The sequence below is a fragment of the Pseudomonas sp. LB-090624 genome (assembly GCF_003205205.1).
Lineage (GTDB): Bacteria > Pseudomonadota > Gammaproteobacteria > Pseudomonadales > Pseudomonadaceae > Aquipseudomonas.
In genome coordinates, this window is record NZ_QJRL01000027.1 from 25,079 (window position 1) to 51,452 (window position 26,374).

The window sequence follows — 26,374 nt, forward strand, 5'->3', positions numbered from 1 at the left end:
CATCCTTGTGTCAGCAAAAAGAGAACAACATCAATGAACACCGTGGGATCTGATGGCAACCTTGCACAAGGTTTCAAGCCACGTCATGTAACGATGCTGTCCATCGCCGGCATCATCGGCGCCGGACTTTTCGTCGGCTCTGGCCATGCCATTGCGGCAGCCGGCCCAGCTACCATAATTTCCTATTTCGTAGCCGGTACCCTGGTGGTACTGGTCATGCGCATGCTCGGCGAAATGGCCGTGGCACACCCTGACACCGGATCGTTTTCCACCTACGCCGACCAGGCGATCGGCCGTTGGGCCGGCTACACCATCGGCTGGTTGTACTGGTGGTTCTGGGTGCTGGTGATTCCTATCGAAGCATTGGCCGCCGGGCATGTGTTGAACGCCTGGTTCCCCCAGGTGGACAGCTGGATCTTCGCGCTGGCGTCGGTGCTGCTGCTGGCCTGCACCAACCTGTTCAGCGTGGCCAAGTACGGCGAGTTCGAGTTCTGGTTCGCCATCCTCAAGGTCACTGCCATTCTTGGCTTCATCGGCCTGGGCTTCGCCGCGCTGATGGGCTGGCTGCCCAACCGCGAAGTCAGTGGGCTGAGCGGGCTGATGGCCGAATACGGCGGGTTTGCACCGAAGGGCTGGTCGGCGGTGGTCGGCGCGTTCATCACGGTGATGTTCAGCTTCATCGGTACAGAGGCGGTGACCATTGCCGCGTCCGAGTCCAGCGACCCCTCGCGCAACATCGCCAAGGCCACCCGCTCGGTGATCTGGCGAATCAGCACCTTCTACATCCTGTCGATTTTCGTGATCATCTCGGTGGTGCCGTGGAACGATCCGCAGCTGGCGGTGGTGGGTTCATACCAGCGTGCGCTGGAAATCATGAACATCCCCAACGCGGCATTCATGGTCGACCTGGTGGTGCTGGTGGCCGTCACCAGCTGCATGAACTCGTCGATCTACATCGCTTCGCGAATGATGTACTCGCTGGCCAAGCGCGGTGATGCCCCGGCGTTCCTCAACAAGACCTCCAAGGTCGGCGTACCGCGTGCTGCGGTGTTCGGCAGTACCCTGATCGGTGCGGCCATCGCAGTCCTCAACTACTTCGCGCCGAAGGGCGTGTTCGAGTTCCTGCTGGCCAGTTCGGGCGCCATCGCCCTGCTGGTATACATGGTCATCGCCATCTCGCAGCTGCGCATGCGCCGCCGGCTGGAGCGGGAGAACACCGAGCTGAAGTTCCGCATGTGGTTATTCCCGTACCTGACCTGGGCGGTGATCATTTTCATCGCCGGGGCGCTGGCGGTAATGATGTACACCCCGGAGCACCGGGTGGAAGTGAGCTCGACATTGGGCCTGGCGATCGTGATTTCTTTCCTGGGCATCGTGACTTCCCGCGGTCATGCGCAACCGGTGGCGGCGCGGTCGATGGGGTGATCGAATTCACCTGGCGGTAGAGCAGAGGGCACCCGTGGATGGGTGCCCTTTTTTTTGGGGCGTGAAAAAGCGGCGGCGCTGAAGGGTGCGAGCCGCAAGTTTTTTTCGTCCGTGAGATCGAGCGCCCCGGGCGCTTTCGATTTGCTTGGCACTCGAAAATGATGGCAGTTTGATATCAAAAAGCCGCTATCGCGGAAAGTTGTGTATTTGTTGGAAAATCATACTTTAGCCATATCGGCGCGTTACCCTGACGAGAGCCTTCTGCGCCACGGCCGGATTTTATCCGCCGGTCCTGCGGTTGCGCCGCGCAACATGGCAAGCGGCCGAAAGCGCTTGCGAAGTGCTATTTCCCTTGATTTATAAGGGTTTTTCCCCGAGCTGGGTGAGTTGTAGGCTTCGGTGAAGGTCAGGGAGGACGGCTGGAGCAATTTCCAGGTTGGTCACGGATCATGTGTTGCAAGCCCCTCCGCCCCAGCCTGGAAGAATGCCCTGCTAAAAACTCTGTAAGCCACGAAATTCGTGGCTTTCGCTGTTTTTAAAGGGCCTTGAAAACCTGGCTCGTTTGGCCTGTGGGCATGACTGATAGGTCAGTTTTATAGCATCAAAATAATCAGAATTCCTTAATTTTTTCAAACCTTCAGTACTCAAGTGCTCAGCCAAATCTGGTGGCTGGGTGCTACATCTTAAAAGTCTGATTTTATTAGCATTTATCGGGAAGAATTCCTGTTTTTGGCAGGGTTTTGTTTGGCTTTCCGCGCGCATGATCGGGGCCCTTTAGCGTCAAAGGCTCGGGCGCTGGCGTGTCAAAATGCGTCGCGGATTGCAGGTATTATCTCAATCTGTCAAAATTTCGCTGTTGCAGCTTTCTAAGTTTTGGATGAAAATGCCGCCGCATGGAGCGAGATATGGATGAGCTGGGGTCTATCACTACGTCATGGGGCAGCGGTGCAGGGGAGGACGTGGATGTTCGCGCACTGCGACGCTACAACCGCTTGCTTGGCGTGTTGCTGAATGTTGGCGAGTGGGCGTGCATAGGCCTGCTCCCGTTTGTTGCGGTTGCTGCCATCTGGCTGGTGACTCAAACCAACTTTGAAAATGTCGTGTTCTATGACGGAACCGACTCGATTTGCATCTACGACGGAACGACAGGGGAAATCCGCAATGTCGAGTAAGGAAACCCAACACGGAACCCCTGGTGGCGAAGCGCAGGAGGCTCGGCGGGGCGCGGACGAAGAGAAACTGCTGGAGCTGGCGCTGGATGAAACGCCGGGTGAAGCAGCGGCCACCGTGCGTGAAGTCAAACGCCTGCAGCTGGAATGCCTCGACCTCAAGCGCCGCAACAAGCGCGTATGGGGCCAACTGCTGGCGCTGACTTGCGTGTTTGGCATAACCATCGCTGCGGTGGTGTTCTGGTACCCGAAGTACCGCTGGATCCCGACTACTGACAACCACGCGATCTGTGAAGTCTCGACCGAGAACAACCCGCGCGTCACCCCGGCCACCCTTGCCGAGTATGCCAAGGATGCCGTGGTCAATTCGTACTCCTACGATTATGTGAACTACCGCTCCAACCTCAATGCTGCGGGCGCCCGCTGGTACACCGACGAGGGGCGCAAGGCTTTTCTGAAGACCCTGGACGATTCCGGCAACCTGGAGCGCGTGCTCAAGGGGCGGATGATCCTGCGCGCCATGGCCACCCAGGTTGCCCAGGTCGAAGAGGCCGGTGTGCTGGCCAGCGGGCAGAACTACTGGCTGGTGCAGGTACCGATTGCCATCGAGTTCTATGTCGGCGGTGACCAGCAGGCGCGCTCGCGCCAGGACTTCCTCGCCGCCGTGACCATCGTCCAGATCCCCGCCTCGGCCACCAACATCAAAGGCATTGCCGTCGATTCTGTTCAGCTGTCGCCGTACACCTCAAGGAAGTGACCATGAAGAAGCATCTGATCGCATCGTTGCTTGCGAGCGCTATCGCTTTGCCTGCATTTGCCAACGAGGCGCCAACTGCGCCCGCTGCCGAGGGTGGCGCAGGGCAGGTTGACGCGGCGCAAGGCAGCGAAGCTCCGCCCCAGCCGCCGATGAATGGCCTGGGCCGGCAGGTATCCAGCGCTGCTCAAGTGGTCTATCCGCGCCCTGAGGATGTCATCAGTGACACGGTCAACGACGTGCAGGACTCGCAGCTGACATCGTCGCAAGTCGAGTTGATCAAGCAGTTGTGGTTGGAGCGGGAAAAGCAGAAGGCCACCGCCTATGTCAGCCCGGCCAAGCCGGTGACCCGCACGCTGGCACTCAACCTCGACCCTGGGGTATCGCCACCCATCGTTCGCCTGAGCAAGGGCCAGCAGTCATCGATCGTGTTCTCCGACTATGCCGGGCAGCCGTGGATGATCCAGAACGTGTCGATCAACCGTGAGCTGTTCAGTGACGGTCGCGAGCGAGGCGGGCAGAACGGTCAGAACGGCACTGCCGCGCCGACCAATATCCTTACCCTGGACCCCGCCACTGCCGCGGCCTACGGCAACGTCACCGTCACCCTGCGCGGCCTGGCCACGCCGATCATCCTGATCCTGGCTGCCGGGCAGGAAGAAGTGGACATGCGTGTCGATGCCAAGGTGCCGGGGCGCAACCCGGATGCGACAGCGAGTGTGGCGATGTTGCGGATGCCGTCGATCGACGATGCGTTGACCTACTTCCTGGATGGTGTGCCGCCGAAAGAGGCCAACCGCCTGAAAGTGACCGGGCTGGAGGGCGTCGAGGCCTGGAGCTATGGCCCGAACATGTACGTGAAAGCCAAGGCTGATGCGCAATACCCGGCCTACACCAACGCAGCGCGAAGCACCACCGGTGTGGCGGTGTATCGCTATGCGGGCCTGCAGAACAGCGTCACGTTCACGACTGGCGGGCAAGCCGTAACCGTCTTCATCGAGCAAGGGAATCTGCAATGAGTGATAACAACATGCCGCCGAACGACTCGGGCTTCGATGAAGAGGACGAGCACCTGGTAGCCGACCGCGACGGCCCGACTGGCTCGCACGTGAAGAAGGCGCGCAAGTCCGATGAAATGCAGCGCAACCTGCGGGCGGTGTTCGGTTCCGGTGTCGGCAAGGTCTCGCTGATCGCTGCCGGGTTGGTCGTGCTGGCGCTGGGTGCCCTGGCCTACAACGGCATGTCTTCGAAAAACGCGCCTGCGGGCAAGGCGTCCACGGTGGACGTGCCGAATGCGCCGCAACCTGAAGTGTCAATCGACCCTATTTCCCCGGCCGAAGCAGAGCGCCGTGCGCAGCGAAGCTCGCTGGAGGCGGAACAGGCTGCCGAGCGCGGGATGTCATATCAGCCTGGCTTCGACCCGAACATCGTGCAGTCCACCGGGAAGGATTGGTCCCGAGGCCAGAGCGCCCAGTTCAATGTGCCCGGTCAGCCGTACAGTGACGGCAACCAGCGGCCGCCAGAGATTTACATCGGGGCTGGCCAGCCGCCTCGTGACTCGGGTCCGGTTTCGCAGCAGGCGGGGGCGGCCAACGCGCAGTCCCAGGAGCAGGAACGCAGGCGCCTGGAGGAGGAACTGAAAAAGGCCGAGGAGCAGCGCGACAAGTACGTCAGCGAGCTGAAAAGCGAAACGCTGAAGTCGATCAAGCAGCTGATGGGCGAGTCTGAAAGTGCCAAGGGGTTCGCTGAGAAAAGCAGCTTCAGCACCGTCAGCTACTACCCGACCGAACGCGCAGGGAGCGGTGTGACAGGCCCCGCGGTGCGGACTGCCAAGGACGACAAGGACCCCAATGCCATCGAGGCCGTGGGTGATACCGACCGGGCCTTGCTGATCAAGACCGGTACCATCATGTACGCCACGCTCGATGCCGAGGTGAACACCGATGATGGCGGTGACGTGCTGGCGACCATTCGAGGCGGCAAGTGGAACGGCTCCAAGCTGATCGGCAAGATCGAGCAGGCGCCCGACAACATTCGCGTGAAGTTCACCATCCTTGCACCGCCGGTCAACGACCCTCGTCCGACCATGCGCATCAGCGCCGTGGCACTGCGCGAGGATGATGCCAAGCAGGGTATTGCCGAGACCAAGGACCACCACACCATGGAGCGCTATTTCGCCCTGGGGGCTGCCTCGCTGTTGTCCGGCTACGGTCGGGCTTACCAGCAGACAGCGGGTACCACGGTCATCAGCCCGAGCGGCGTCGTGGCACAGACCACTACCGAGCCTTCGACCAAGCAGGTGATCGGTTCGTCGGTCGGTGAAATGGGCACCGCCATCGCCGGCGAAGTGCGCCGCGGCTTCAATCGCCCGGCCACCTACGCAACGCCTGCGAACAAAGGCTTTGGCCTGTTCTTCCTGCAAGACGTTCACGATCAATCTCGATAAGGAGTTCGACATGAAGAACTGGTCGTTCGGAAAACTCATTGGCGTTTTTGCCGGCAGCTTCCTGGCGCTCATCGTGCTCGCCGTGGTCGTGATCAAGGCGACCTCGTCGCCAGCGGCCAAGGCCAGGCGCATCACGCCGGTCCAGGCACAATCGGCGCAACAGCCACGCATGGATGTGCTGAGCATCGAGCTGGCCAAGTCGCGGGAGCAGGCCCAGGCGGCGCTGCAGGCCCAGGAAAACAGCGAAAAACAGCTGAAGATCGTACGCGAGGAATCGCAGCGCAATACTCAGTTGCTGCTGAGCCAGATCAAAGCTCTGGATACCAACCTGTCCGACCTGCAGCAGCGCATGAAATTCTACGAAGACAGCCGTCAGCGCGTGGAGGTGATCAAGCCTCCGCGCAGGGAACCGGCGCCTGCTGTTGCGCAAGGGTACGCCAAGCGCGCTCACCCCATCCCGCAATCCACTGGCTACAAGGTACAGGCAGTGGTCGGGCACCGGGCCTGGGTAAAAAATGGCGATAGCGAAGACAGCGTCAAGGCTGGCGACCCGTTGCCGCCGGTGCAGCGCGAACTGAAAGTGCTTGCCGTGGATCGCGACAGCGGCATCGTGGTTACTTCACCCGCTCTTTAAAACAGGGACGTTGTCATGGCGGCCGGATTTGCCGATCTAGTAGATGTAATGGTCAATATCGGGAAGGTCATCCCGACAGCGATCATGATGTGCCAAGGTATTGCCGCGCTTATCGGCCTTTACCTGACCGGCGCTGCGTTGATTGAAATATGGGGTGTCACCCATGACAACGCATTGAAATACGTGGCGGGGCGGCAGCGATTTTCTGTCGGCTCTGCCTGTGTGCAATTGGTGATCGGTTCTATTTTGCTGGCGATCGGTACGCTGGAGTGGATGGGCATCATGTCGCGAACCCTGACCGGGGATTATGCCAATTCGCGCATGCTGTCCTATTCCTCGACCGGGACGACTTTGCAAGAACAGGCACAACTGGCAACCCTGGCCCTGCTGGGCATCATGCAGGTTGTCGGTTTGATCGCCATGGTGAAAGGTTGGTTGACGGTAAACGGTTATTACAACAATCAAACTCAAGCCGGCCTCGGTACCGCCAGCGGATGGATCATCGGCGGTGTCCTGGCGTGGAACTTCAAATGGTTCAGCGATGTACTCAACAACACAATCGGATTCAATCTGGTTGGCCTTTTCACGCCGTGGTCGTAACGGCGTTTCGAAATATGAAATCCAAGGAGCGTCACTTATGAAAGCACTCAAAACCCTGAAAGCTGCCTACGATTCGGCCAAGGTTCGTGCAACTACCGCTGTTATTGCTGCGCTGACTGCCCCGTCGGCATTCGCCATCTCCAAGACGGACCTGACCCAGGATACTTCCGGCGGCAAGACGGCCGATGACGTCATGACCAATATCGACAACACCGCTCAGGGCGGCGCCACGCTGCTGATCTCGCTGGTGTCGATTGGTGGTTTCGTGGTCGTCGCCATCTCCCTGTACACCCTGTGGAAAGCCTCCAAGGATGAGCGTGAGAAGCCGATGTCGGCGATTGTCGGCCTGTTCATCGGCGGCCTGATGGCGGGTGTCGGTACCGTGATGTGGATCATGCGCAACACCATGGTCGAATAAGGCTGTGCGCCGCTGAACCTATGGCGGGGCGTGAAGCCCCGCACCTCAAGAACAGTTTCGGGAATATTCGGACGTGAGCGAAACAAACGCTTCTGAACGCGGGGCAAACACGGTGCCCACGTTGTCGAGTGGCTATCTCAGTCGAACTGCCAACCAGCCGGTATTTGGCGTGCGTCGGCCACTGTGGCGCTCGGACGATGACCAACGCAAACTGTTCAGCGATGAAAACAGCAAGCTTCGCACTTCGGTGTGGCAGCGCGACAATTACACCTGCCGCTTCTGCGGGTTCAAGTCTGCCAAGTTTCAGGAACTTCATGCACTGGACGGCAATGCCGACAACTGCACCAAGGAAAACCTGATCACCGCCTGCAACCTGTGTCGTCAGGTTCATCATCTTGGCGCCTGCGCCATGAATGACACCGGTTTTTTCGTCGCCGTGCAGGAACTGACGCAAACCGAGATCAATAACATTGCCCGCTGTATCTACGTTAATGAGTTGCTCGATGACGTGGCGGTCAATGAAAAACTGGCCAGCCTGCTGGCGGCTTTCAAGTTTCGGGGTAATGACACACTGAAAGCAATATTCGGTGGCGAAGTCATCACCGTGCTTGGCGTGGCGGAAACCCTCGCAAGCAAGCAACTTGTCAGCGATGAAGAATTTAGCAAGCGCGCTGAATGGTTGGCGCCGTTACGGCTGTTCCCAACCAAAAGCGCGTTCAAAGATGGACAACTCGAATACTACGCGGCCAATAACCGCGCGCTGTTTTTGCCAGCTAACTGGTCGGCATTGACCAGCCAGTTACTGAAGAATTTTGCTTGATGCAGCCGCTCGTACTGCTGCTCAGTCTCGCCGTTGAGAGCGTTGGCAAGGGAGAACAAGGAAATGTTTAACAAACTCGAGGCGGTGATCCTGACGGTGCTGAGCCAGCTCAAGGCAGACGTGCAGGACTATTGCGACCTGGAAACGGTCGATGGCGGGCAGGCCATCGTCGCCAACGACGGTTCGCTGGCCTCCATCGTGCGCTTCAACGGCACCAAGAGCGTGCTTGGGCGCGAACAGTTCGAACGCCTGGTCAGCCTGCTGGAAGCGTCGCTCTCGGTGTACTTCAAGGTGCGCGGCCACCACCTGCAGATTGTCTTCAGCCGCGACCTGGATGCGACCGCGCCGCTGGAGCAGAACGCCTTGCAGCAGGCAGCAACCGCCGAGCGGCTGAACCTCAACGTGCGGCACCTGATCAACGAAGGTGTCAGCAAGTACGCACAGTATGTGTATGACGAAGAATGCTACCTGGTGTTCTGGTCGCGGCCCGCGCTGCTCGACCAGACCGAACGGTCGATGGCGCGCGAGGCGCTGAACGAGTTCAGGAAGGAATCGGAGTGGCCGGCCACCGCCGAAGCGCAGAACCTGCTGCGGCCCATTTCCTATCTCAAGGACCGCCACCTTTCCTTTGTCACCAAGATTTCCGAAGACCTGACGTCCCCCGAGTTCGGTTGCTCGGCGGATGTACTCGACGTCAGTGAAGCGATCCGCGCCATTCGTGCGAAGGTGAACCCCGACATCACGCCGCGTACCTGGAAGCCTTATATTCCGGGCAGTGCCATTCCCATGCGCTGGAAGACCAGCAAGCGCAATGGCGACATGTCGGAGTTCATGTACCCCACGCTGCCCAGCCAGATCATGGTCACTTCGGCTGAAATCGGCAGTGGCGAGCGCACCAGCCTGCTGCCGGACCCTACGAGCGTGCGGGTTGGCTCGCGCGTGTATGCGCCGTTGCTGATGTCGATTCCACCGGCAGAGCCGCAATATTTCAACACCCTGTTCAACAGCCTCAATCGCGCGGAAACGCAAGAGAACGGTGTGTCGCGCGCTTTGCCGTATTCGGTGTCGATCATGCTGTCCTCCGACGGCATGAGCGTGCTGGCCTGGAAGAGCCTGTTCGCCCAGCTGCTGTCGGTCACCTCCGAGCAGAACCGCAACATCAACCTCGCCACCAAGGAACTGCGCGAGCGCGTGCGTGACGGTGAATGCATGGTCAAGCTGCAGGTGGCCGCGATGACCTGGGCCAGCCCGGACGAAAAGGGCGTGAAGGAGCTGGCGCTGCGCAAGTCGAAGCTCTGGCGCACTCTGGAAGCCTGGGGCCAGCCGGTATTCATCGAGCGTACCGGTAACCCGATGCAGGCGTTCCAGTCCAACTGCCTGGCCCTGACTACCAAGCATATGGGCGACCCAGCCGCTGCGCCGCTGGGGGATGCAGTGGCCATGCTGCCGCTGACCCGACCAGCTTCCCCGTTCCAGGAAGGTTCGACCATCTACCGCAGCCTGGATGGCAAGATCCTCAAGTACCAGCGTTTTTCCTCGCAGCAGACCACCTGGATCACCCTGATTGCAGGCAAGCCAGGTTCGGGCAAGTCGGTGTTGATGAACAACAACCACTTCGAATCGTGCCTGATGCCGGGCCTGACCGGGTTGCCCTACATCGGCATCACCGACATCGGTATTTCATCTTCCGGCTTCTGCGACCTGGTGCGCGACAACCTGCCGCCGCGGCTGCATCACCTGGTGGTGTACAAGCGTTTGCAGAACGCCCGCAAGGACTGCATCAACCCGCTGGATACGCCGCTTGGCCAGCGTTACCCGCTGCCGAAGGACCGCGAGTTCAACAAGAATTTCCTCACTATCCTGGTGACGCCGCCCGAACGCGAAAAGCCCTATGAAGGGATGAGCAACTTCGTTGGCCGCATGGTCGACCTGGCCTACCGGCGCAAGGACGACAAGATCGAGCGGGCCAGCCCGGAGACCTACAAGCCCGGGCACAACGACGTGGTCGACAGCGCCGTGGCGGCGCTGGGCTTCCGCATTCTGCCGGCCACCACCTACTGGGAACTGGTCGACGCAATGTTCGACGCCGGCATGGTGTATGAGGCGGAAGTTACCCAGCGTTATGCGGTGCCTACCCTCAACGACCTGGTGGCGGTGGCATCCACCGAAGAGGTGCGAGCCGAGTACGAAGGCTCCGGTGAGGTGGGGCGTAGCCTGGTCGATGCGTTCATTCTCGGCATTCGCGAGGCGGTCGGCGACTTCCCGGTGTTCGCCGACCACACCCGTTTCGACGTCGGCAGTGCCCGTATCGTTGCCCTCGACCTGCAGGACGTGGCGTTGCAGGGCTCTGCTTCGGCCAAGAAGCAGACTGCCTTGATGTACATGATCGCCCGCCAGTGCTTCATGAAGAAGGTGGCCTTCTCGAAGGAGGACTTCCCGTTCTTCACCGAGAAGTACCTGCCGTTCTACGAGCGCCTGGTGGCCGACCTGGTGGATGAATACAAGGTCATGTGCATGGACGAATTCCACAAGACCGGTGGCCACGTGGGCTTGCAGGAACAGATGCAGACCGATGGCCGCGAGGCCCGTAAGTGGAACATGGAGATCATTCTGGCTTCGCAGTTGATGGAAGACTTCGGCCAGCTGACCAAGATCGCCACAGCCACCTTCATCCTCGACTCGGGCACCAAGGAAACCCGCGATTGGTTGCGGAAGAACATCGGCCTTTCCGACACCGAAGAGCATGCGCTGGTGAACTTCGTGCACGGTGCGAACAAGCATGGCTGTACCTTCCTGGCCCGCTTCGAGACCAAGAATGCCACCTACAGCCAGCTGTTCACCATGTCGGCCGGGCCGATGCGCCTGTGGGCACTGACCACAACCGCCGAGGACCGAAAGCTGCGGACCATGCTCTACGAGCACATGCCGCGCCCGGACGCGCTGGCCCTGCTGGCCCGGCGCTTCCCATCAGGGGGGTGCAAAGACATGGTCGAACGCTTGAAGCGAGAGACGTTCAAGGACGTCGAGTTCGTCGATGACGACATGGAACAGTCGGTGATCGCACGGATCGCCAAAGACCTGGTGGCTGACTACATCAGCGCCAGTGCATTCGAAGACGTAGTGTGAGGGAGTGACAGATGGCTCAGTACAAGGGCGCATCCCGTCAGCATGAAATCAGCAGCAGCCGCAGGCGCAAGGATACCCGCCTGGCCGGGCAGCGTTTCAGTGATTTCTTCCAGTCGGCCGATGGCGCGGTTTTCGGAACCTTCGCGCTACCGGTCCTGGCGCTGATTTCGATCAAGGTGCCCTTTTCCGGTGAGCTGCTGTTGCTGCTGGCGTGGGCGTTCAAGCGCAAGTTCGTCGACGTTGACAACCGCACGTTCGATTTCCCTTACCGGGTGCCCAAGCTGGCGGACGTCAATGACGGCTCGTACAAGGGCAAGAAGAAAGGCGAGGGCGTGACGCTCTTCGGCAATGACCTGGAGAGCAAAGAGCAGATCTACGCCGGCGACAGTGACCTGCGTACTCACCAGCTGGTGCTGGGCACCACTGGCTCCGGTAAGCCGCAGCCCAAGCATGCCAAGGTACTGACCCCGGGTGGCTGGGTGGAAATGGGCCGCATCCGGGTCGGCGATAGCGTGTGCACGCCCGATGGCAAGCAAGCTGCAGTGCTGCGGGTGATCGAGCAGGGCATCCAGCCGATCTGGACCGTGGCCACGCGTGACGGGCGTCGGGCGCAAGCCACGGGTGACCACCTGTGGCGGGTGCTTACCCGCGGGCACGATGGCAGCGAAGAAGCCCATACCGTGACCACCGACGCCATTCGCGAGCTGATGGGGCGCGGCATCGTGGTGATGCTGCCCAAGGTGCGCAAGAAGCGGGGCTCGGCCAAGTTCAACGGCTGGGCCGAGGTGTGGAAAGTGACTGCTGCCGGTCAGGCACCTTGCCAGTGCATCGAGATCGATCACCCGCATCACCTGTACATCACTGATGACAGCCTGGTCACCCATAACACCGAGCTGTTGCTCGGCATCGTCTTCAACGCCCTGGTGCAGAACACTGGGTTCATCTACGTCGACGGCAAGGGTGACCCCAAGCTGCAGAAGGAAATCTTCCGCCTGTCGCGCTACCTGGGCCGCGAAGATGACCTGCTGATCATCAACTTCATCACCTCTGGCCGCGACTTCGTCGAGAAGCAGGTCGACAAGGTGACCAACAACATGAACATGATGGGCAACACCTCGTCGGGCATGTTGATCGAGCTGATCGTGTCACTGATGGATGATTCCGGCGGCGGCGGTGACATGTGGAAGGGGCGGGCGATCATGTTCGTGGCAGCCCTGACACGGCCGCTGACCTACCTGCGGGACAAGGGGCACATCAACCTGTCGCCCGAGAAGTACCTGGAATATTTCGAGCTGAACGTCATCGAAGATCTGGTGTGGGAGCACGGCGGCAAGTACGGCGAGATGTTCGACGTAATCGTCGCCCCGCTGCGCTCGTACCTGCTGACGCTGCCGGGCTACCAGAAGGCCAAGTTCAAGAAACAGGAAACCAAGACCCTGGAGCAGCACGGCTACATCGTCATGCAGCTGGGGCGGATCTTCAACGACCTGACCTTCAACTATGGCCATATCTTCAAGACCCGCGTCGGTGATGTGGACTTCTACGATGTGGTGATCAACCGCCGCTTGCTGGTGGTGCTGCTGCCGGCGCTGGAGCGTGCACCGGACAGCATGCGCATGCTTGGCAAGATGATTGTAGGCAGCATCAAGCAGATGATGGCCGGCTGCCTGGGCAACCGGGTTGAAGGGGTAGTGCGCGAAATCATCGACAGCCGGCCGACCGGTTCGAAGTTCCCGTTCTATACCATCCTCGACGAATATGGCTATTACGCCGTGGTCGGCTTTGCCGTGGCGCCGGCCCAGGCGCGTAGCCTGGGCTTCAGTGTCACCTTCGCGGCGCAGGACTTCTCCTCGCTGAAGAAATCCAGCGCCGAAGAGGCTGATGCCACTTGGGAAAACACCAACATTCGCGCCGTTGGCCGCCTGACCTCGGGTACCGAATCGGAAACCTGGCGGCGCGTGCAGGGTGCGGCGGCCGAGTCTGCGCAGGCCATGCTGGGCAACTTCGAGCGTACTGCGGGCAACGAAAAACTGCGGCAGTCGGACAACATTGCCATCGAGCAGCGCAGCCGGTTGAACTACGACGACGTCGCCATGCAGGAGAACGGCGAGTTCACCTTCCTGATCGGCAAGAAATCGCAAAATGGCAAGACCGGTGGCGTAGCGCTTATTCGTGGCCTGGGCTTCTACACGGCCGGCCCGGCGCCGAAGGAAATGCGCATCAACGATTTCATTCCGGTCGAGCCGCCCGAGCCTTCGGACCTGCCGCAGAATCGGCAGTCGCGCCAGGCATTCGTTGACAGCCTGAAGGATGGCTCTTTCGCCAAACGGGTGCGGGCGGCAGTGAAGGGTGATCCCACGCTTGCTCGCATGCACAGTGTGTTCGAGCATAACTATGCCGACCCAGACCGGCCTTTGCTGGGCCGGCTGGACACCTCGTTCGGCGTGCTGGGGGCGTATTTGTCCGGCGACCTGAAAAAGCCGGCTCCAGCAGCACCACTGGCAGAAAAGCCGGCGCAGCAGGCCCCCGCCGAGGTGCCAGCTGCGGCAATGGTTACAGCAGCGCCTGTGCCCGCACCACAAGTTGACCCCATGAGCCCGGAGGGGATCCAGGCAAGCATCCTGGCCGTTGCCGACCTGTTGGCCGTGACGCCTGTGACGCCAGCCATTGCACCGGTAGGCGAGCCGGAACTGGACGATGAATGGGCACGTGAGCTGGCCATGGTGGTGCCTCAGCAGATGCTCGACATGCAGCTGATGGCCAGCGGCGAAGGCTTCGCATCGCTGTCGGACAAGTGGGCCGCACAAGAGCGGATCGAGCAAACCTGCGCAGAAATTGCCCGGCAGACCGACTACAGCGTAACCCCTGAGCCCGGTGCTCAGGGTGTGGCCGGCATGCGCGAGCGGCTGGATGATCTGCAGGCCAAGTGCCGCCTGATGATGAAGGAGCAGCCGCCCGAGTAATACCGGGCATCAAGGCCGTCGGTCGGCGTGCGATGCTATTTGATGTCATAAATTGACGACGATAGATATCTGACAGATAATCAGAAACAAGAATTTTTGCATGCTAGGGTGAGGCAATGGGGCTGTTCAGTTCAGGGAAGAAAGCTGCGAAATTCGCGTTCGTCACCATGCCGATGGCGGCGCTTGGCGTGAATCAGCTGCGCATGGGCAACCAGCACATCAAGGCACTCTGGCGTTCCAACTTCAGCCCAGCGTGCCCCCAGTGCGAGCGGGGTGTGCTGCTAAAAACGGAAGGTGACCACCAGGAGTTCGAGCAGGGGCCGCATGGCAAGATGCGTGTCCTGCACAGCTGGGGTTGCAACAACTGCGACTTCGCCTTGCTTGAAGAGGATGACGTCAAGAAGGTCAAGGAGCATGCCGCGCGCTATCGCAACGAGCGCGTCAAGGCGCAGTTGACCACCATCGAACGTGACGAGATCGACCGGATTGCCCGTAACCACCGCTTGCACTCCCGGGCGTTCTTCATTGCCAGCGCTGCTGCGATTGCCGGGTTCGTCTACATGCTGGCGACCGGCGCGGGCATCCTGATTGCCCTCAACTGGCTGTCGATCGGCTTCGCGCTGTGGGTCTTCGGCATGAAGAAATCCTATCGCAGCTGGCAGGTCTCGACCGGGCAGTTGTTCGTCGAGGGCGCTTTCTGGTTCTGGTTCCAGCACCAGAAATGGATCATCTGACCATGATGCGCAAACGGCCCCAGTGGCTGTTCATTCCCCTGATGTGTTGCGCCATGCAAGCATTGGCCGATGACTTCTATGCCGTGCGCCCTGCGGATATCGACTGCGTCGTGCAGGCAGCGCAGCGCCAGGGTGTGCCGGCCAACGTGCTGTTGGCCATCTCCAGCAAGGAAAGCGGCAAGAACGGCCAAAGCGTGTCGAACCGCAATGGCACCTTCGACCTTGGCCACTTCCAGATCAATACCACCCACTGGGGCCCGAAAGGCGTGTTTGCCGCATACCCGGCGATCACCAAGTCCGATGTTGCCTGGCGCGGTTGCTACAACGCGGAGTTGGCGGCGTGGCTGCTGCGCCAGAAGCTGGACGAGAACAATGGCCAGGACTTCTGGACCCGCGCCGCCAATTACCACTCGCGCACCCGCAAATTCAACGACATCTACAAGAAAGACCTGATCCCGCTGGCGGTGAAATGGGGCAAGTACCTCGAGCGACAGCGCCACGCCAGACTGGTGGTCAGCTACCAGTAACGCAGGCCACCGCAGAATGCCAAGCCTTCTGGGCCAGGGTTGCCCCGGGTCGATGAACAAGACAACTTCAGGAGTTTTTACATGAAAGGAATACGCATGGGTGCACGCGCCTGCAAGGCTGGCGGTGTGCTGGTGGCACTGGTTGCGCTGGGTGGTTGTGCCAGCTCTGCCAAGCCCACTACCGAAGACACCGAGGCGTTTGCCAGCCGGATCATCGCCGACAAGGTGTCGGTGGCGGTCAATTCTCAGCACACCTACGTTTCGCGGCTGAACGCCGACCGTGTGCAAGCGGCTTCGCGGCAGGCTGCGGTAGACACCGACCAGGTCGATATCGACTTCATTGGCAAGCCTCAGGAGCTTCTGCAGACCTTCGCCAGCCGTTATGGCTACGCCTATGTCGAGAGCGGCAAGCGCGTCGATCTCAAGCCCATCAATGTGTGGGTGCGCAAGGCAACGCCGATCAACGTGCTGAAGGATGTGGGTGCACAGATCGATACCGGTGCCGATGTGGTGCTGGACAAGAGCACCAACACGCTGCGCCTGATTTACAAGCCGGTGCCGCTGGCGCTGGGGAGGGGCTGAACATGGCGATGGACATGCCCCCGATGACCCTCGAGGACGCCGAGCGCCTCTATGACAAACCCGCCTACGTGCAGCAGCAGGGTGAGGCAGGCGATGCCAGGTCGGCGATCGAGGCCATGCGTGACGAGAAGAACCAGGCATCGGCCGCACGCGGCGAAGCCATTCTCGATGCGGCATTGCAGGTGGGGGTGAAAGCTGGCCTGGCGTGGCAGCTGACCAACATCAACAAAGCCCTGAAGCTGCGCGAGCGTGAGTTCGACACCGTCTATGACTTCAGCAGCCTGATGATCCAGGACCGCGTCGTGCCGCCGGTCATCACCGAAGCGCGCCACCTGTACAACCAGGACGGCGACTACACGCTGCGCTTGTCGGGGGCGGCCTACAAGATCGAGTCGCAGGCACGCTTTTCCTCCGTGCCGCCCAGCTGGCGCGAATACCTCAGCTTCCCGCCGCCCACCTTCGACCGCACCTCGTTGGTTTCGGCGCTGGTGCCGCGCTCTGACGAGGAAGAACGGGTATGGAAACTGGCCGTGCGCGAGGGCTGGCAACAAGGGGTCGAGCAGGCCAACCTGATGCTGACCTACGGCTTCGACCGGATGAACCGCGATATCGATGGTATGCGCCGTTTCAATGAGTTTGCCCGTCACGGCCAAGTCACCATGCCGATCATCTCCGGTGCGGCGATCCCGGTTACCCGGGAAGGGCGGTCGATGGCAGTGGACGAAACCCTGCTGCGCATCACCGCCTTGCCCGAGTTCAACGACAACATGAACGTGTGGCGCAGTTCGATCGCTACTTCGACCATTGCCAACCCGCCACGCCGTGCCCCGGTAACCGGCGCTGGCAGCCCAGCGCCAACGCCTGCTGCAGCCCGACAGCCTGCGGGCGTTGAAGGCGGGCGGCAATGAAGCAGGACTTCCACGACGACGTGATGATGCTGGAGCCGGGGGCGATGATCGAGCGCCTGGAGCGCCTGACCAGTTACGAAGACCCGTTTCGTTTCGATCGCGCCGATCAGTTCAAAGCCATGATGCTGGAAACCCTGACCCATGGCGTCAGCGACATTTTCATCCAGCCCGCATTGCCGGTGGTGGTGAAGAAATACGGGCGGATGTATGCGGTCACTCGGCGTGCGCTGGATGTCGGGGAAGTCAACGAACTGCTGAAGATGGCGGCCAACCGGGACACCGCCACCACCGATATCGTCTCCGGCACGGCGGTCAACGAGCGTTACGAGTTGTTCGACCCGGAGCGCAAGGATGCCCGCGGTGCGCGCCTGCGCTATGCCTACCGGGTAAACGCCTCGCCTATCGCCTGCCATGGCGATACTTCGTGCCAGATCGTCATCCGTGCCATTCCCGATGACCCGCCACGCATCCAGGACGTGGGCCTGAGTGAGGAAATCGTCAGAATGGCCACGCCGCGTGATGGCATCGTCTACGTGGCCGGTGCCACCGGCCATGGCAAAACCACCACCTTTGCCGCCATCAACCGCTTCATCCTGGAAAACGACACGCCGATCAAGGGCAACCTGATCAGCCATGAAGAACCGATCGAATTCACCTACGACAAAGTCCAGAGCAAGCATTCGATCTTCGTGCAGTCGCAGATCCCCACGCACTTCAAAGACTTTTACCGGGCAAACCGCGAGGCCATGCGACGTGCGCCAGGCCTGTGCGTGATCGGCGAGTTGCGCGACCAGGAGACCATTCGCGCGGCGGTGGAGCTGTCGCTGACGGGGCACCCGGTATTCGGCACGGTGCACGCCAAGGATGTGGCGGCGATCATGCGCCGGATGATTTCCCGCTTTCCGGAACAGGAGCGTGCCACCGCTATCTACGACCTTGTCGATACCAGCCGTTTCATGATGGCGCAGAAGCTTGTGCCGACGGTGGATGGCAAACGCACCGCTGCGCGATCTTGGCTGAGGTTTACCGAACAGGTGCGTGACACCTTGATGGACCTGACCGACATGGGCCGGGTAACCCAGCGGGTTGCCGAGTTCGTGCGTGAAGAAGGGCATACCTTTGCTGCGGAGGCGGATCGCCTGCTGGCCGCAGGCCTGATCAGCGAGGCGACTGCCCGCGACCTGCGCCACGGCTAAGGCGCTGGCTGCCCATTAATGCTGACTGCAACGAGTTTACGGAGAAGTTATGGCAACAGGACGGTATCACTGGAGCAGATGCGCTCCCCCCGCACGTTTTTTCGTGATCAACGCAAGCGCCGCTTTGCCGTGGCTGATGTTGCTGCTGGTGCCGGCGCTGTGGAAGTTTCTGCTGCCACTGGCGCTGTGCATGACCTTTGGCCTGGTCTACATCGAGGTGGTGAAGAAAATGACCGTGCGGGCGGTTTGCCGCCGCGCCGGCGTGTTCATGGTGGGGCGAGTGCGTACCACGCACAATTTGCTCAAAGAACTGGCCAGGTAGTTGGCAAGACAGACATGACCGGCAGAGTCTTTGTGGCGGCCAGAGGAGGCGTTGAATGAAGCAACAGGGAGGTGGGCAAAAGAGCTTTACCTGGGATGACCCCGCCATTTTGCTCGGGATCATGGCGGTGCTTTACCTCGGGGGGTGGGGTGCCTGGTACTTCGCTCACGACAAGATTGCCAAGGTGTACACCTACATTCGCTACGTCGAGCTTTGGTTGCCGAGTGTGCTGGGTGACTTCGCCGCGCTGCCAGGTATTGCCTCGATCAACCAGTGGGTCGGGCGCATGTGTGCGCCGGAAGGCATCATCGGTGCCTGTCAGCGAGATTTTTCGAGCGTGGCGTGGGGTGAAATCACTTCGTCGTCGCTGTTCATGAATGGTTTTTTCCTGCTGCTGATGGTGATCCTGTCGGTGCGCATGTTCCTGCGTATCAACAAGACCCACCCCAAGCTCAGGTTCACCAAGACGCACAATATCAAGAGCTTTGTGCAGGAGAACAAGGCGCAGTACCCGCACCTGCGCATGTTCGCCGAACTCGACCTGATCGCCCAGCCGCTGGACCATCCCGTGTTCGGCATGTCGCAGACTTCCCGCCAGTTTGCCTACCGGCACTTGCTGATCAGTGGTTGGCAGGAGCAATCGGATCGCAGCTGGGCCCCAACCCTGGATCGCGAGAAAACCACCGAGGTGATGCGTCGCCAGTTGGGCCAGCACTGGACCCGGGTTGCCAACCTGACGCCGGCAGAAACACTGCTGGTGGCGATAGCGTTGCCGCGGGTGGTCGCCACCGATACAGCGCTGGATGACAATGCTTTCAAGGCGGCCATGGCCGACAGCGACTACATGGTTGCCTGGTGCTGGGATCAGTTCAAGGCACCTGTCGGCAAGGCCGAGCAGCGGGGCGACCCTTATGCCTGGCTGAAGCCCGAAGTGCCGCTGGAAGAGCCTCGGGCGATCATCCAGAAGTACATCAAGCACCCCAATGCCAGTGCGATTCTGCATGCGCATGCATTCGTCCGCACCATCATCTTTGCCATGTTCTTCCAGGCTCGCCGCCTGGGTGTGCTGCCACCCGCAGAAATGCGCTGGCTGCGTTTCTTCGACCGTGACATGTGGTATGCCCTGCAGACGATCGGGCGCCAGGCCGGTTTCCCGGAAGCGCCGGGGATCCTGTCGCATTTCCTGTATGAGTGCAAAGCGGGGGTATCGCTGGCGGAGCCCCAGCTGGACAAGGCGGTCAACGGTCTCGAGCTGGCGATGTCGGCGTACAAGTATTCCGAGGCCGACAAGCAGCGCTATGAGGCCCTGCAGCAGGAACGGTATGCCGCGGCACAAGGGGCAGCGCTCGATGAGGGGCCTGCCTGAAGCGGCAGCCTTGAAGGTTTGGATAGAAGCAAAGGGCCATCTTTATAGATGGCCTTTTTTTGTTTTTTTGGTGCCTTTTTTTGCTTTTTTGTTAGAATACGGTCGTATTGGATTCTTAATAAGGACATCGAGCCATGAAGGGTGTGATTGCAAGACCTGTCGCCATGCTGGCGGCGCTTGCGGCGGGGGTTTCCGTCGCCCATGCCGCCCCGGCACAACCGGCGGACCTCTCTGCCTTCATCACCGCTCAAGGCACTGCACAGGTAAACCCCGCCCAACAGGAGCTTGATGACCTGACCGCGCAGCGGGTGTCGCGCTATGGGCGGATCGTCAGCGCCCGGCCGGTGGGTCTCGGCGGGCTGACCGCCTGGACTGTTGAAAAGAACGGCCATCAAGTGGTGCTTTTCAGTACGCCTGACTCTGCGGTGCTGTTCACCGGCGTGGCCTGGAATGCCGAAACCGGCAGCAATATCTCCGATGCCTTCCTGCCTGGCGTTGCACAGGCCGTCGTCGCGCCGCCTGTTGCTGCCCCGGTCGCTGCCGCGCCAGCTGCGCCGCAGATGTCACCCGTTGAGGCGCCGAATGTGCGCGAAGCCGCCGCCATGGACGGCAGCTTCAAAGGCGCGATCCCAGAGTCGATGAAAACCGTCGACTCCCTGGCAGGCATCAAGGAAGGCAAAGGTGGTATCGGCGATACCGTCTACATCATCATCGACCCACGTTGCCCGTACTGCCGCGAAGCATACAACCTGACAAGGGCTTACGCAGCCAAAGGCCACTCCATCAAGTGGATCCCGTCCGCAGCGCTGGGTAACCCGGCAGACGGCGTACCGCTGGCCGCCACCATCCTGCAGGCCAAGGACCAGAATATGCTGGCGCGGGTGCTGGGCAAACATGAGCAGGTGCGCTCCGAGCCGTCGCCGGAAACCGTCGAGCAGTTGAGCACCAACCTGGCGTTTCTGTTCGCCGCATTCGAACATAACGGCAAGGAACAGGCTGGTGTACCGGCTGCGTTCTTCATCGATCACCGTACAGGGAAGCCAAGGATGATGACCGGCCTTTCACAGGCGGTCGTGATTGAAGACATCTTTGGAAAACTTTAAGGAGCAAAGTACATGAAAGCCAAAGCGCCGAACTTTGAGTTCGACCCCAGTATCCGCATCTTCGGTTCGGGCGAGCACTTGCTGGTGGTGTTCGACAGCCAAAGCCCCCATGACGCGCAGCGGGCTACCCGTACCGTGCGTATCGCCAGGGGGTTCCAGCAACTGTCGCTGGTAGTGGCCGGCTTCGACGCGGCTGAGGACGATGGCCATCAGCGGGTGCTCAAAGGCAGCGTCAGCCTGGCGATCGAGGGCGATGGCGGGCTGCCGGTCAGTCACGAACTGGCGGCCCTGCAACTGGTGTTTCATGCCGAGGCAGACCGCAAGGGGGCGCTCACCCATATCGAGCCTGCGCTGGTTGCCTACACGGTACGCCAGGCCCTTTCGGAATGCCTGAACGAGGCCTTGAACGACTACTTCCAGCGCCAGGAAGCTGAACGTGCATCTGTGCCAGCAGAGGTCGTGCGCCCGGTTTCGTTGACTGCTTCGCAGTACCAGGGCGCAGCGCCGCAGCCTTCGCGCAAGGCCTTGCGCGAGCAGGCCGCAAGCAGTGCCCAGAGCCAGGCCAGGTCACGCCGGCGCAAGACCGCAATGGCCTGGCTGGTACCGCCTTTGGTGGTCATTGCGGTGATGGCGACCATGTCTCATCTTGCTTCCTCCCAGGCGCCGATTGAAAATGCTGTCGCGCAGCAGATGGCGAACGACCCTGAGTCGATCAAGGCGCAGGTGGAACTGACCAAGCAGACCCTGCAGTCCATGGGGCTTGATCCAGGTCAGGGCGGCGACATTGGGTGCCTGGCGCCGCAATGATTGCCATTGCTTCCTGCTTCACGGATGGGGTATGCCTTTCGCTGGTTTGCGGGCGCGTAGAATGGCGGGGAGCCCTCTCGCGTCGCCCGAATGCTGCCTTACGGTGCCGAAGGAGGATCTTTTCCAGGATTGGAGAATGAGAGCGGGCCGGGCCTACGAAGCCTGGTGCTGCTGTTCTGCTTGAGCGGAGTGTGTATGCCTGCGCAGGCACTTTAAGACTATTTTGGATTGGAAATCTTAGGTACGTATATGCGACCAGCGAATGAAGTTAAAGACGGGGCCAAGTTATTGTCCCTTGCCCAGGGCCTGAGGTCGCTGCTGGTCCCCTCGCCAGATGTACTGGCCGACACCGTCAAAGAGTTGCACCCGTTGGTCAACCTGTCCGACAAGGTGCTGCCTCTGAAGTCGTATTTCAACATGGTCCAGGACATCCAGCGGGCCAAGCATACCCAGGCCGCCATGCGCGCTGCCGACGAGCCGCTTAGCCGCGAGGCTATTCAGCAGGGCGTGTCGCGCAAGCTCTGTACCGAAGACATCTTCATGGTTGCCTGTTCGTTCCTGGAAGTGGAAATCGCCAAACAAGGCTCGGTGTACTACCTGAGCGGCGAATCACCCGATTTCAAGGAAACCAAGAAGAACCGAAACCCGCTCGACTTGTCCGACGAGGTCGTATTGAAGAACCTCTCGAGTGGCCTGGCGCGTCCGGACACCGATCGCGGGGCTGTAGAGCGGGGGCAAATCGACAGCGGTTTCAACCACCTGGTGCGGCTGAACCAGTTGCATAACCTGATGGTGGAGTCGGTGCGGTTGATGAAGGCGGACGAGCGCCTGACCAAGGTCGATATCCGCAAGAAATTCAACATTTCGCACACGGACTACGAGCGCATGATGTCGATGGCGCGCCGTTCCGGGCTGATTTCGTTCCGCAACCGCAAAAAGGACCCGTCCAACTCCTACACCTTGCGCAATGACAACCATGAGCGGGTGTCGGAGCACGCCAAGAACTTTGGCCACACGCCGCAGAAGATGCTGAACAAGATTCTGGATGACTTCTTCGGAATGCTGGAAAAACGCAAAAAGCACGAGGACTGATTTACATGGGGATCCAGGGCCATAAGGACGTCGGGCCGGCAATAAGTGCAGGGGAGCGGGCCCGTGTAGCGCGGGCGGCCAGGCAGGTGGTGGGGTATGCCAACTTTCTGCGCTGGACGGCGAACTTCAAGCGGGACGAAGTGCTGCGCCATCCTGAGCACGACCGCGTGATACTGCTCTCGCCCATGCAAAGTGGGCGTTTCAGCTTTGCCCTGGAGGGCGACACTTTGTATGTCGGTGTCCAGCCATTCGAGGCAGCTTGGGCTTCGTGCATGCCTTTCGAAGCTGCCTACGTCTCTGACCGGCTGTACCTGTCGGTGGAGGGCGTGAACTTCATGGATTCGCGCATGCCGCCGCTGGCGCTGGGTATCTTCGTCGACGAGGGTGAAAAGCGCGCGCTCATGGCCGCTGCTCGTTTCATCCAGTTCGTGCAGGTGTCGGTCCGTGACGGCTACGTGGTCGAGGTGGGCGAGCCGTGTGGCGAACCTGTCGAGATGCGCGCAGGGGACGTGGTGCGCCAGCTGCGCGAGACCCGCCAGGCGAAGGTGCAGCAGCAAGACATGGGGCGGTTCTTCTGATGCGCTCAAGCAGACATTTCAAGTAAGGATACGTGCATGACCAAGTGTAAATTCCTCCTGCCCGTGCTGGCCGCCGTGGCAATGGCGGGCTGTGTCACGACCGAGCAGATGCCGGACGGGAAGACCAAGATTCGTTTCTCGGACGAAGCGGTCAGCTCGCTGACTTCGATGATGCCCAGCGGCCTTGTTACCGCTGTTGGTGGCGGGGCAAGCAGCGGCGAGCTGGACTTGATCCCGACCAAAAGCCTGGCCGGCAGCGGGCTCTACCTGTATTTCAATGGCCGATACGACTTCGCCTGCGCGAGCGCCTTGCTCTACAGTGCGAAATCCGGGCAGGACCTGGACAAGAACACCAATGCGTCATGTCGCGACAGGTATTTCCAGCGTCAAGCGGAACTGAAGCTGGCGGGTAGCCCTTATGACAGGGCCGCGCCTAGCTATGATGCGCGCAACCCACCTGATGCTTACTGGGGCAAACTTAAGGGCCAGACCCTTGCCCAGCTGGCAAGTACGCAGCAGTTTGCTGCGCGCTTCACGGCAATTCCGCGCATCGACAGCAATGGCAGCATCACCATAACGCCAGGCTTCATGGGCGAGGGAAGTGGGCGGCATGTGGCCGTGGTTACCACCCCTCACCGAATTCCGGTTGTCATGGATGATGCCGGTTTCGCGACGCAGATGCGCTCGCAGGCAAGCAGACTCAACACCCGATCCGGTGAGTGGACCACGTGCGATGCAGTGCTTGCCTACACCTCCACAAAGGACAGGGGTCGGCGCCCGGCTACTATCTCGGCGAACGAGTATTTGCAGTATGAGGTGCAGTTCACGGTTGCTTCGATGTCGTGCCGTGATGGTTTGCGCACCTACAAGAGCGCCTCACAGCAGGCCGCCGTGCGCTAATCCGTCTCTGTGAATCGGTGGGGCGGGGGGCGGCGCTTATGGCGCCGCATTCCAGGCATCGTCTGCTGCCGCCACCGCCTCGTCGATGCCGGAAGTATGCATATCTGCGGCGTTCAGCCAATTCTGATTGAGGTTTGCTTGCTGCGCTGCGTGGTCGTGAGCAAACTCGCGCTGCACGATAGCTTCTTCAATCCCGCTGACGAGCGCTGGCGAAGCCGTACCATATTCGCCTAGCAGCGCTCGTGAGGCCTCCGGTGGAAGCTGATTCACGGCACTGCGTAGCTGTTGGCCGTAATCGGCCAGTGCGGGCTGTTTGGCAATGACGATTTCCGCCGCTTGTGACGGAAAAACGGAGGCGGTGAAGCTCTGGAAGTCCTGCGCGTTCGGCATGGTTTTGTCCTTAGGGGCCGTACCCATCCAGGTCCTCGCTGCGCGACAGCGAAGGATTGGCGTAACGGGCAAATGTCTTGTCAAGGTCGGCAGCCAGATAGGCTTGTTCGCTATGGCGTAATAGCTGCTTCATGAAGTCGCCATCCGAGGCCACTGCAATCACTTGGTCGCGCAGGTTGGCCAGCAGCCCCTCTCGATCGGCTCGAGAGCCGGGAGCTTGGTCGATTGCTTCGATGGCGCTGGTCAGTGATTGGCGCAGGCCGGTTTCCGCTTCGCGCTTGTCACCTGCGCCTGCGGCTTCGAACACCACGCCGCTGATCACCGCGCGATGGATGGCTATGAATGCATCGGCCTCGGCTTTACGGCTTTGCATGACCCGGTCGGAACGCAGGGTGTGCGGTGGCGTATTACGCAGCCACGCCGATTCCTGCTCGCCCAGGGCGTCAATCGTCTGGCGAATTTTTTGGCCGTCAGGACCTTCCCGTAACGCGGCTTGCGCTACGTTTTCCAAGCTGATTGCCGGGTTGCCAGAGGCCGCTATGGCTCTGTCTCGCATGGACCCGGCACCGATCACGAATCGGCTGGCATCGCGTATTGATAGCTGCATCTATGTCCGTCGTTTTTTCACAGGGCTTGAACGCGCCCGAACCAGTCTGCATTCAGCGGTATCTGCTTCTCTGCGCGGTTCGCCGTAATTGCGTCGCGCAGGCATGCGGATCTCGTTAGCTCCTCCGCTGACGTGCTGCGGGTAAACCCATGCGAACCCTAAGGGTTCATCTGCTTGAATGACCTTAGCATTTTTGCTTTCACAATTCTTGTGGGTGCGCTTTAAAAATCGTTTTTTTTGGTTACTTGAAGTATCCCAGTAGATCTCGTTGAAAACAGGGCCTTCCTCGTTGAGCACAATGCCTGTGCTGATCGGGCCTGCCTGGCTCCAGCGCCCGTAACATGGGTCTCCCGTCAATTTTTCAACTGCCTTTGGCGCAAAGCGTCGCTGGCGTGCGCTTTGCCTACCGAACCGCCGTCAAGCGACCTGAAATGCCTCGGTCAACGCTAAATTGACGCCTGAAAACTGGCTGAGTTTCCTATGAAAGCACTATCTGAAGAAAGATCAACCCGGCAAGGATTCTTCTCGTTCAGATGTGCAGGTTATCACGGTTTTTTCGCCTTTAATCGCTGATTTGGTGGCAATATGCCAATGTTTACACGACTTTACATTTCTTTACGTAGCCCTTGCGGCATCGGTAGCTACAAGTACTTGTCGGCCTGTTTCGGTTTTTTGTTAGTTTTCTTTCATAACAATATTTTGATAAATGAGTGATTTCTGGTTTAAGATTGCCTGGCTTTGGATATCTGGTGGGTCGCGGCTTGTAGCGTGACGCCATGGCTCAGGCTCGAAAGCAACGCTGTGCAGGCAACGCTTGCCGGGCTGCTCGACAGCTCAACTCAAGGACGACGGAGCATTCCAAGGGGAATTCGTCGCGAACGATTCAGATCAACCGTCCGCAACTCGA

At 60.1% G+C, this 26,374-nt stretch carries 25 protein-coding genes; 23 read left to right on the forward strand and 2 right to left on the reverse strand.

What is annotated here, in order from left to right:
• Positions 1 to 33: 33 nt before the first annotated feature.
• The 23 genes from DMX11_RS20710 (at position 34) to DMX11_RS20820 (ending at position 24,470) form a co-directional block, all read left to right on the forward strand.
• Positions 34 to 1,425 carry an amino acid permease gene (locus DMX11_RS20710; protein ID WP_110746284.1) on the forward strand — a complete coding sequence of 464 codons (1,392 nt, stop codon included), beginning with the start codon at positions 34 to 36 and terminating at the stop codon, positions 1,423 to 1,425.
• Positions 1,426 to 2,330: 905 nt separating this feature from the next.
• Positions 2,331 to 2,597 (forward strand): hypothetical protein, encoded by a 267-nt coding sequence (locus DMX11_RS20715; protein WP_110746287.1) that lies wholly within the window; start codon positions 2,331 to 2,333, stop codon positions 2,595 to 2,597.
• The gene (locus tag DMX11_RS20720; RefSeq protein ID WP_110746289.1) at positions 2,587 to 3,351 is read left to right on the forward strand and encodes a DotI/IcmL family type IV secretion protein; all 765 of its coding nucleotides are present in this window, start codon (positions 2,587 to 2,589) and stop codon (positions 3,349 to 3,351) included. The genes DMX11_RS20715 and DMX11_RS20720 overlap by 11 nt, the downstream gene beginning before the upstream one ends.
• A 2-nt stretch (positions 3,352 to 3,353) precedes the next feature.
• Positions 3,354 to 4,367, forward strand: coding sequence for a DotH/IcmK family type IV secretion protein (locus tag DMX11_RS20725; RefSeq protein ID WP_110746291.1), 1,014 nt, complete (start codon positions 3,354 to 3,356; stop codon positions 4,365 to 4,367).
• Positions 4,364 to 5,794: a DotG/IcmE/VirB10 family protein gene (locus DMX11_RS20730; RefSeq protein WP_110746293.1), complete on the forward strand. Its 1,431-nt coding sequence runs from the start codon at positions 4,364 to 4,366 to the stop codon at positions 5,792 to 5,794. The genes DMX11_RS20725 and DMX11_RS20730 overlap by 4 nt, the downstream gene beginning before the upstream one ends.
• Positions 5,795 to 5,804: 10 nt before the next feature.
• The gene (locus DMX11_RS20735) at positions 5,805 to 6,428 is read left to right on the forward strand and encodes a type IV secretion protein DotF (RefSeq protein ID WP_110746295.1); all 624 of its coding nucleotides are present in this window, start codon (positions 5,805 to 5,807) and stop codon (positions 6,426 to 6,428) included.
• 15 nt (positions 6,429 to 6,443) lie between these two features.
• Entirely contained in the window at positions 6,444 to 7,028 is a 585-nt protein-coding gene (locus DMX11_RS20740) for a hypothetical protein (protein WP_019097480.1), read from the forward strand.
• A gap of 37 nt (positions 7,029 to 7,065) precedes the next feature.
• On the forward strand, positions 7,066 to 7,446 hold the full coding sequence (locus tag DMX11_RS20745; protein WP_110746298.1) for a hypothetical protein: 381 nt from the start codon (positions 7,066 to 7,068) through the stop codon (positions 7,444 to 7,446).
• 73 nt (positions 7,447 to 7,519) lie between these two features.
• On the forward strand, positions 7,520 to 8,266 hold the full coding sequence (locus DMX11_RS20750) for an HNH endonuclease (protein WP_110746300.1): 747 nt from the start codon (positions 7,520 to 7,522) through the stop codon (positions 8,264 to 8,266).
• A gap of 63 nt (positions 8,267 to 8,329) precedes the next feature.
• On the forward strand, positions 8,330 to 11,392 hold the full coding sequence (locus DMX11_RS20755) for a type IV secretion protein DotO (protein ID WP_110746303.1): 3,063 nt from the start codon (positions 8,330 to 8,332) through the stop codon (positions 11,390 to 11,392).
• An 11-nt stretch (positions 11,393 to 11,403) separates the two neighbouring features.
• On the forward strand, positions 11,404 to 14,355 hold the full coding sequence (locus DMX11_RS20760; RefSeq protein ID WP_110746306.1) for a type IV secretion protein DotL: 2,952 nt from the start codon (positions 11,404 to 11,406) through the stop codon (positions 14,353 to 14,355).
• Positions 14,356 to 14,471: 116 nt separating this feature from the next.
• Positions 14,472 to 15,089, forward strand: a complete 618-nt coding sequence (locus tag DMX11_RS20765) for a hypothetical protein (RefSeq protein WP_110746309.1) — start codon at positions 14,472 to 14,474, stop codon at positions 15,087 to 15,089.
• Positions 15,090 to 15,091: 2 nt separating this feature from the next.
• A complete protein-coding gene (locus tag DMX11_RS20770; protein ID WP_110746311.1) occupies positions 15,092 to 15,616 on the forward strand; it encodes a transglycosylase SLT domain-containing protein in 525 nt (174 codons plus the stop codon).
• 81 nt (positions 15,617 to 15,697) lie between these two features.
• Positions 15,698 to 16,198, forward strand: coding sequence for a DotD/TraH family lipoprotein (locus DMX11_RS20775; protein WP_223279199.1), 501 nt, complete (start codon positions 15,698 to 15,700; stop codon positions 16,196 to 16,198).
• Positions 16,199 to 16,212: 14 nt separating this feature from the next.
• The gene (locus DMX11_RS20780; protein ID WP_256590641.1) at positions 16,213 to 17,106 is read left to right on the forward strand and encodes a type IV secretory system conjugative DNA transfer family protein; all 894 of its coding nucleotides are present in this window, start codon (positions 16,213 to 16,215) and stop codon (positions 17,104 to 17,106) included.
• Positions 17,103 to 18,302 (forward strand): ATPase, T2SS/T4P/T4SS family, encoded by a 1,200-nt coding sequence (locus tag DMX11_RS20785; protein WP_014592463.1) that lies wholly within the window; start codon positions 17,103 to 17,105, stop codon positions 18,300 to 18,302. Before DMX11_RS20780 ends, DMX11_RS20785 begins: the two co-directional genes overlap by 4 nt.
• A gap of 103 nt (positions 18,303 to 18,405) precedes the next feature.
• Positions 18,406 to 18,624 carry a hypothetical protein gene (locus DMX11_RS20790; protein ID WP_110746313.1) on the forward strand — a complete coding sequence of 73 codons (219 nt, stop codon included), beginning with the start codon at positions 18,406 to 18,408 and terminating at the stop codon, positions 18,622 to 18,624.
• Between the two features lie 55 nt (positions 18,625 to 18,679).
• The gene (locus DMX11_RS20795) at positions 18,680 to 19,990 is read left to right on the forward strand and encodes a type IV secretion protein (protein WP_110746315.1); all 1,311 of its coding nucleotides are present in this window, start codon (positions 18,680 to 18,682) and stop codon (positions 19,988 to 19,990) included.
• Between the two features lie 134 nt (positions 19,991 to 20,124).
• Positions 20,125 to 21,093 carry a hypothetical protein gene (locus DMX11_RS20800; RefSeq protein WP_110746317.1) on the forward strand — a complete coding sequence of 323 codons (969 nt, stop codon included), beginning with the start codon at positions 20,125 to 20,127 and terminating at the stop codon, positions 21,091 to 21,093.
• 12 nt (positions 21,094 to 21,105) lie between these two features.
• Positions 21,106 to 21,900 carry a hypothetical protein gene (locus DMX11_RS20805; protein WP_110746320.1) on the forward strand — a complete coding sequence of 265 codons (795 nt, stop codon included), beginning with the start codon at positions 21,106 to 21,108 and terminating at the stop codon, positions 21,898 to 21,900.
• A 288-nt stretch (positions 21,901 to 22,188) separates the two neighbouring features.
• Positions 22,189 to 22,992 (forward strand): hypothetical protein, encoded by an 804-nt coding sequence (locus tag DMX11_RS20810; RefSeq protein ID WP_256590642.1) that lies wholly within the window; start codon positions 22,189 to 22,191, stop codon positions 22,990 to 22,992.
• Positions 22,993 to 22,997: 5 nt separating this feature from the next.
• Complete coding sequence (locus DMX11_RS20815; RefSeq protein WP_256590643.1) at positions 22,998 to 23,570, forward strand: hypothetical protein; 573 nt, start codon at positions 22,998 to 23,000, stop codon at positions 23,568 to 23,570.
• Positions 23,571 to 23,606: 36 nt separating this feature from the next.
• Complete coding sequence (locus tag DMX11_RS20820; protein WP_110746326.1) at positions 23,607 to 24,470, forward strand: hypothetical protein; 864 nt, start codon at positions 23,607 to 23,609, stop codon at positions 24,468 to 24,470.
• Between the two features lie 36 nt (positions 24,471 to 24,506).
• On the opposite strand, the gene DMX11_RS20825 is transcribed toward DMX11_RS20820, so the two are convergent.
• Complete coding sequence (locus tag DMX11_RS20825; protein ID WP_110746328.1) at positions 24,507 to 24,860, reverse strand: hypothetical protein; 354 nt, start codon at positions 24,858 to 24,860, stop codon at positions 24,507 to 24,509.
• Positions 24,861 to 24,870: 10 nt separating this feature from the next.
• Complete coding sequence (locus DMX11_RS20830; RefSeq protein ID WP_256590644.1) at positions 24,871 to 25,416, reverse strand: hypothetical protein; 546 nt, start codon at positions 25,414 to 25,416, stop codon at positions 24,871 to 24,873.
• Positions 25,417 to 26,374: the final 958 nt, after the last annotated feature.

Excerpts from the sequence above, each read along its gene's own strand:
- DMX11_RS20710 (WP_110746284.1), top strand. The coding sequence starts at position 34 with ATGAACACCGTGGGATCTGATGGCAACCTTGCACAAGGTTTCAAGCCA.
- DMX11_RS20715 (WP_110746287.1), top strand. The coding sequence starts at position 2,331 with ATGGATGAGCTGGGGTCTATCACTACGTCATGGGGCAGCGGTGCAGGG.
- DMX11_RS20720 (WP_110746289.1), top strand. The coding sequence starts at position 2,587 with ATGTCGAGTAAGGAAACCCAACACGGAACCCCTGGTGGCGAAGCGCAG.
- DMX11_RS20725 (WP_110746291.1), top strand. The coding sequence starts at position 3,354 with ATGAAGAAGCATCTGATCGCATCGTTGCTTGCGAGCGCTATCGCTTTG.
- DMX11_RS20730 (WP_110746293.1), top strand. The coding sequence starts at position 4,364 with ATGAGTGATAACAACATGCCGCCGAACGACTCGGGCTTCGATGAAGAG.
- DMX11_RS20735 (WP_110746295.1), top strand. The coding sequence starts at position 5,805 with ATGAAGAACTGGTCGTTCGGAAAACTCATTGGCGTTTTTGCCGGCAGC.
- DMX11_RS20740 (WP_019097480.1), top strand. The coding sequence starts at position 6,444 with ATGGCGGCCGGATTTGCCGATCTAGTAGATGTAATGGTCAATATCGGG.
- DMX11_RS20745 (WP_110746298.1), top strand. The coding sequence starts at position 7,066 with ATGAAAGCACTCAAAACCCTGAAAGCTGCCTACGATTCGGCCAAGGTT.
- DMX11_RS20755 (WP_110746303.1), top strand. The coding sequence starts at position 8,330 with ATGTTTAACAAACTCGAGGCGGTGATCCTGACGGTGCTGAGCCAGCTC.
- DMX11_RS20760 (WP_110746306.1), top strand. The coding sequence starts at position 11,404 with ATGGCTCAGTACAAGGGCGCATCCCGTCAGCATGAAATCAGCAGCAGC.
- DMX11_RS20765 (WP_110746309.1), top strand. The coding sequence starts at position 14,472 with ATGGGGCTGTTCAGTTCAGGGAAGAAAGCTGCGAAATTCGCGTTCGTC.
- DMX11_RS20770 (WP_110746311.1), top strand. The coding sequence starts at position 15,092 with ATGATGCGCAAACGGCCCCAGTGGCTGTTCATTCCCCTGATGTGTTGC.
- DMX11_RS20775 (WP_223279199.1), top strand. The coding sequence starts at position 15,698 with ATGAAAGGAATACGCATGGGTGCACGCGCCTGCAAGGCTGGCGGTGTG.
- DMX11_RS20780 (WP_256590641.1), top strand. The coding sequence starts at position 16,213 with ATGCCCCCGATGACCCTCGAGGACGCCGAGCGCCTCTATGACAAACCC.
- DMX11_RS20785 (WP_014592463.1), top strand. The coding sequence starts at position 17,103 with ATGAAGCAGGACTTCCACGACGACGTGATGATGCTGGAGCCGGGGGCG.
- DMX11_RS20795 (WP_110746315.1), top strand. The coding sequence starts at position 18,680 with ATGAAGCAACAGGGAGGTGGGCAAAAGAGCTTTACCTGGGATGACCCC.
- DMX11_RS20800 (WP_110746317.1), top strand. The coding sequence starts at position 20,125 with ATGAAGGGTGTGATTGCAAGACCTGTCGCCATGCTGGCGGCGCTTGCG.
- DMX11_RS20805 (WP_110746320.1), top strand. The coding sequence starts at position 21,106 with ATGAAAGCCAAAGCGCCGAACTTTGAGTTCGACCCCAGTATCCGCATC.
- DMX11_RS20815 (WP_256590643.1), top strand. The coding sequence starts at position 22,998 with ATGGGGATCCAGGGCCATAAGGACGTCGGGCCGGCAATAAGTGCAGGG.
- DMX11_RS20820 (WP_110746326.1), top strand. The coding sequence starts at position 23,607 with ATGACCAAGTGTAAATTCCTCCTGCCCGTGCTGGCCGCCGTGGCAATG.
- DMX11_RS20825 (WP_110746328.1), bottom strand. The coding sequence starts at position 24,860 with ATGCCGAACGCGCAGGACTTCCAGAGCTTCACCGCCTCCGTTTTTCCG.
- DMX11_RS20830 (WP_256590644.1), bottom strand. The coding sequence starts at position 25,416 with ATGCGAGACAGAGCCATAGCGGCCTCTGGCAACCCGGCAATCAGCTTG.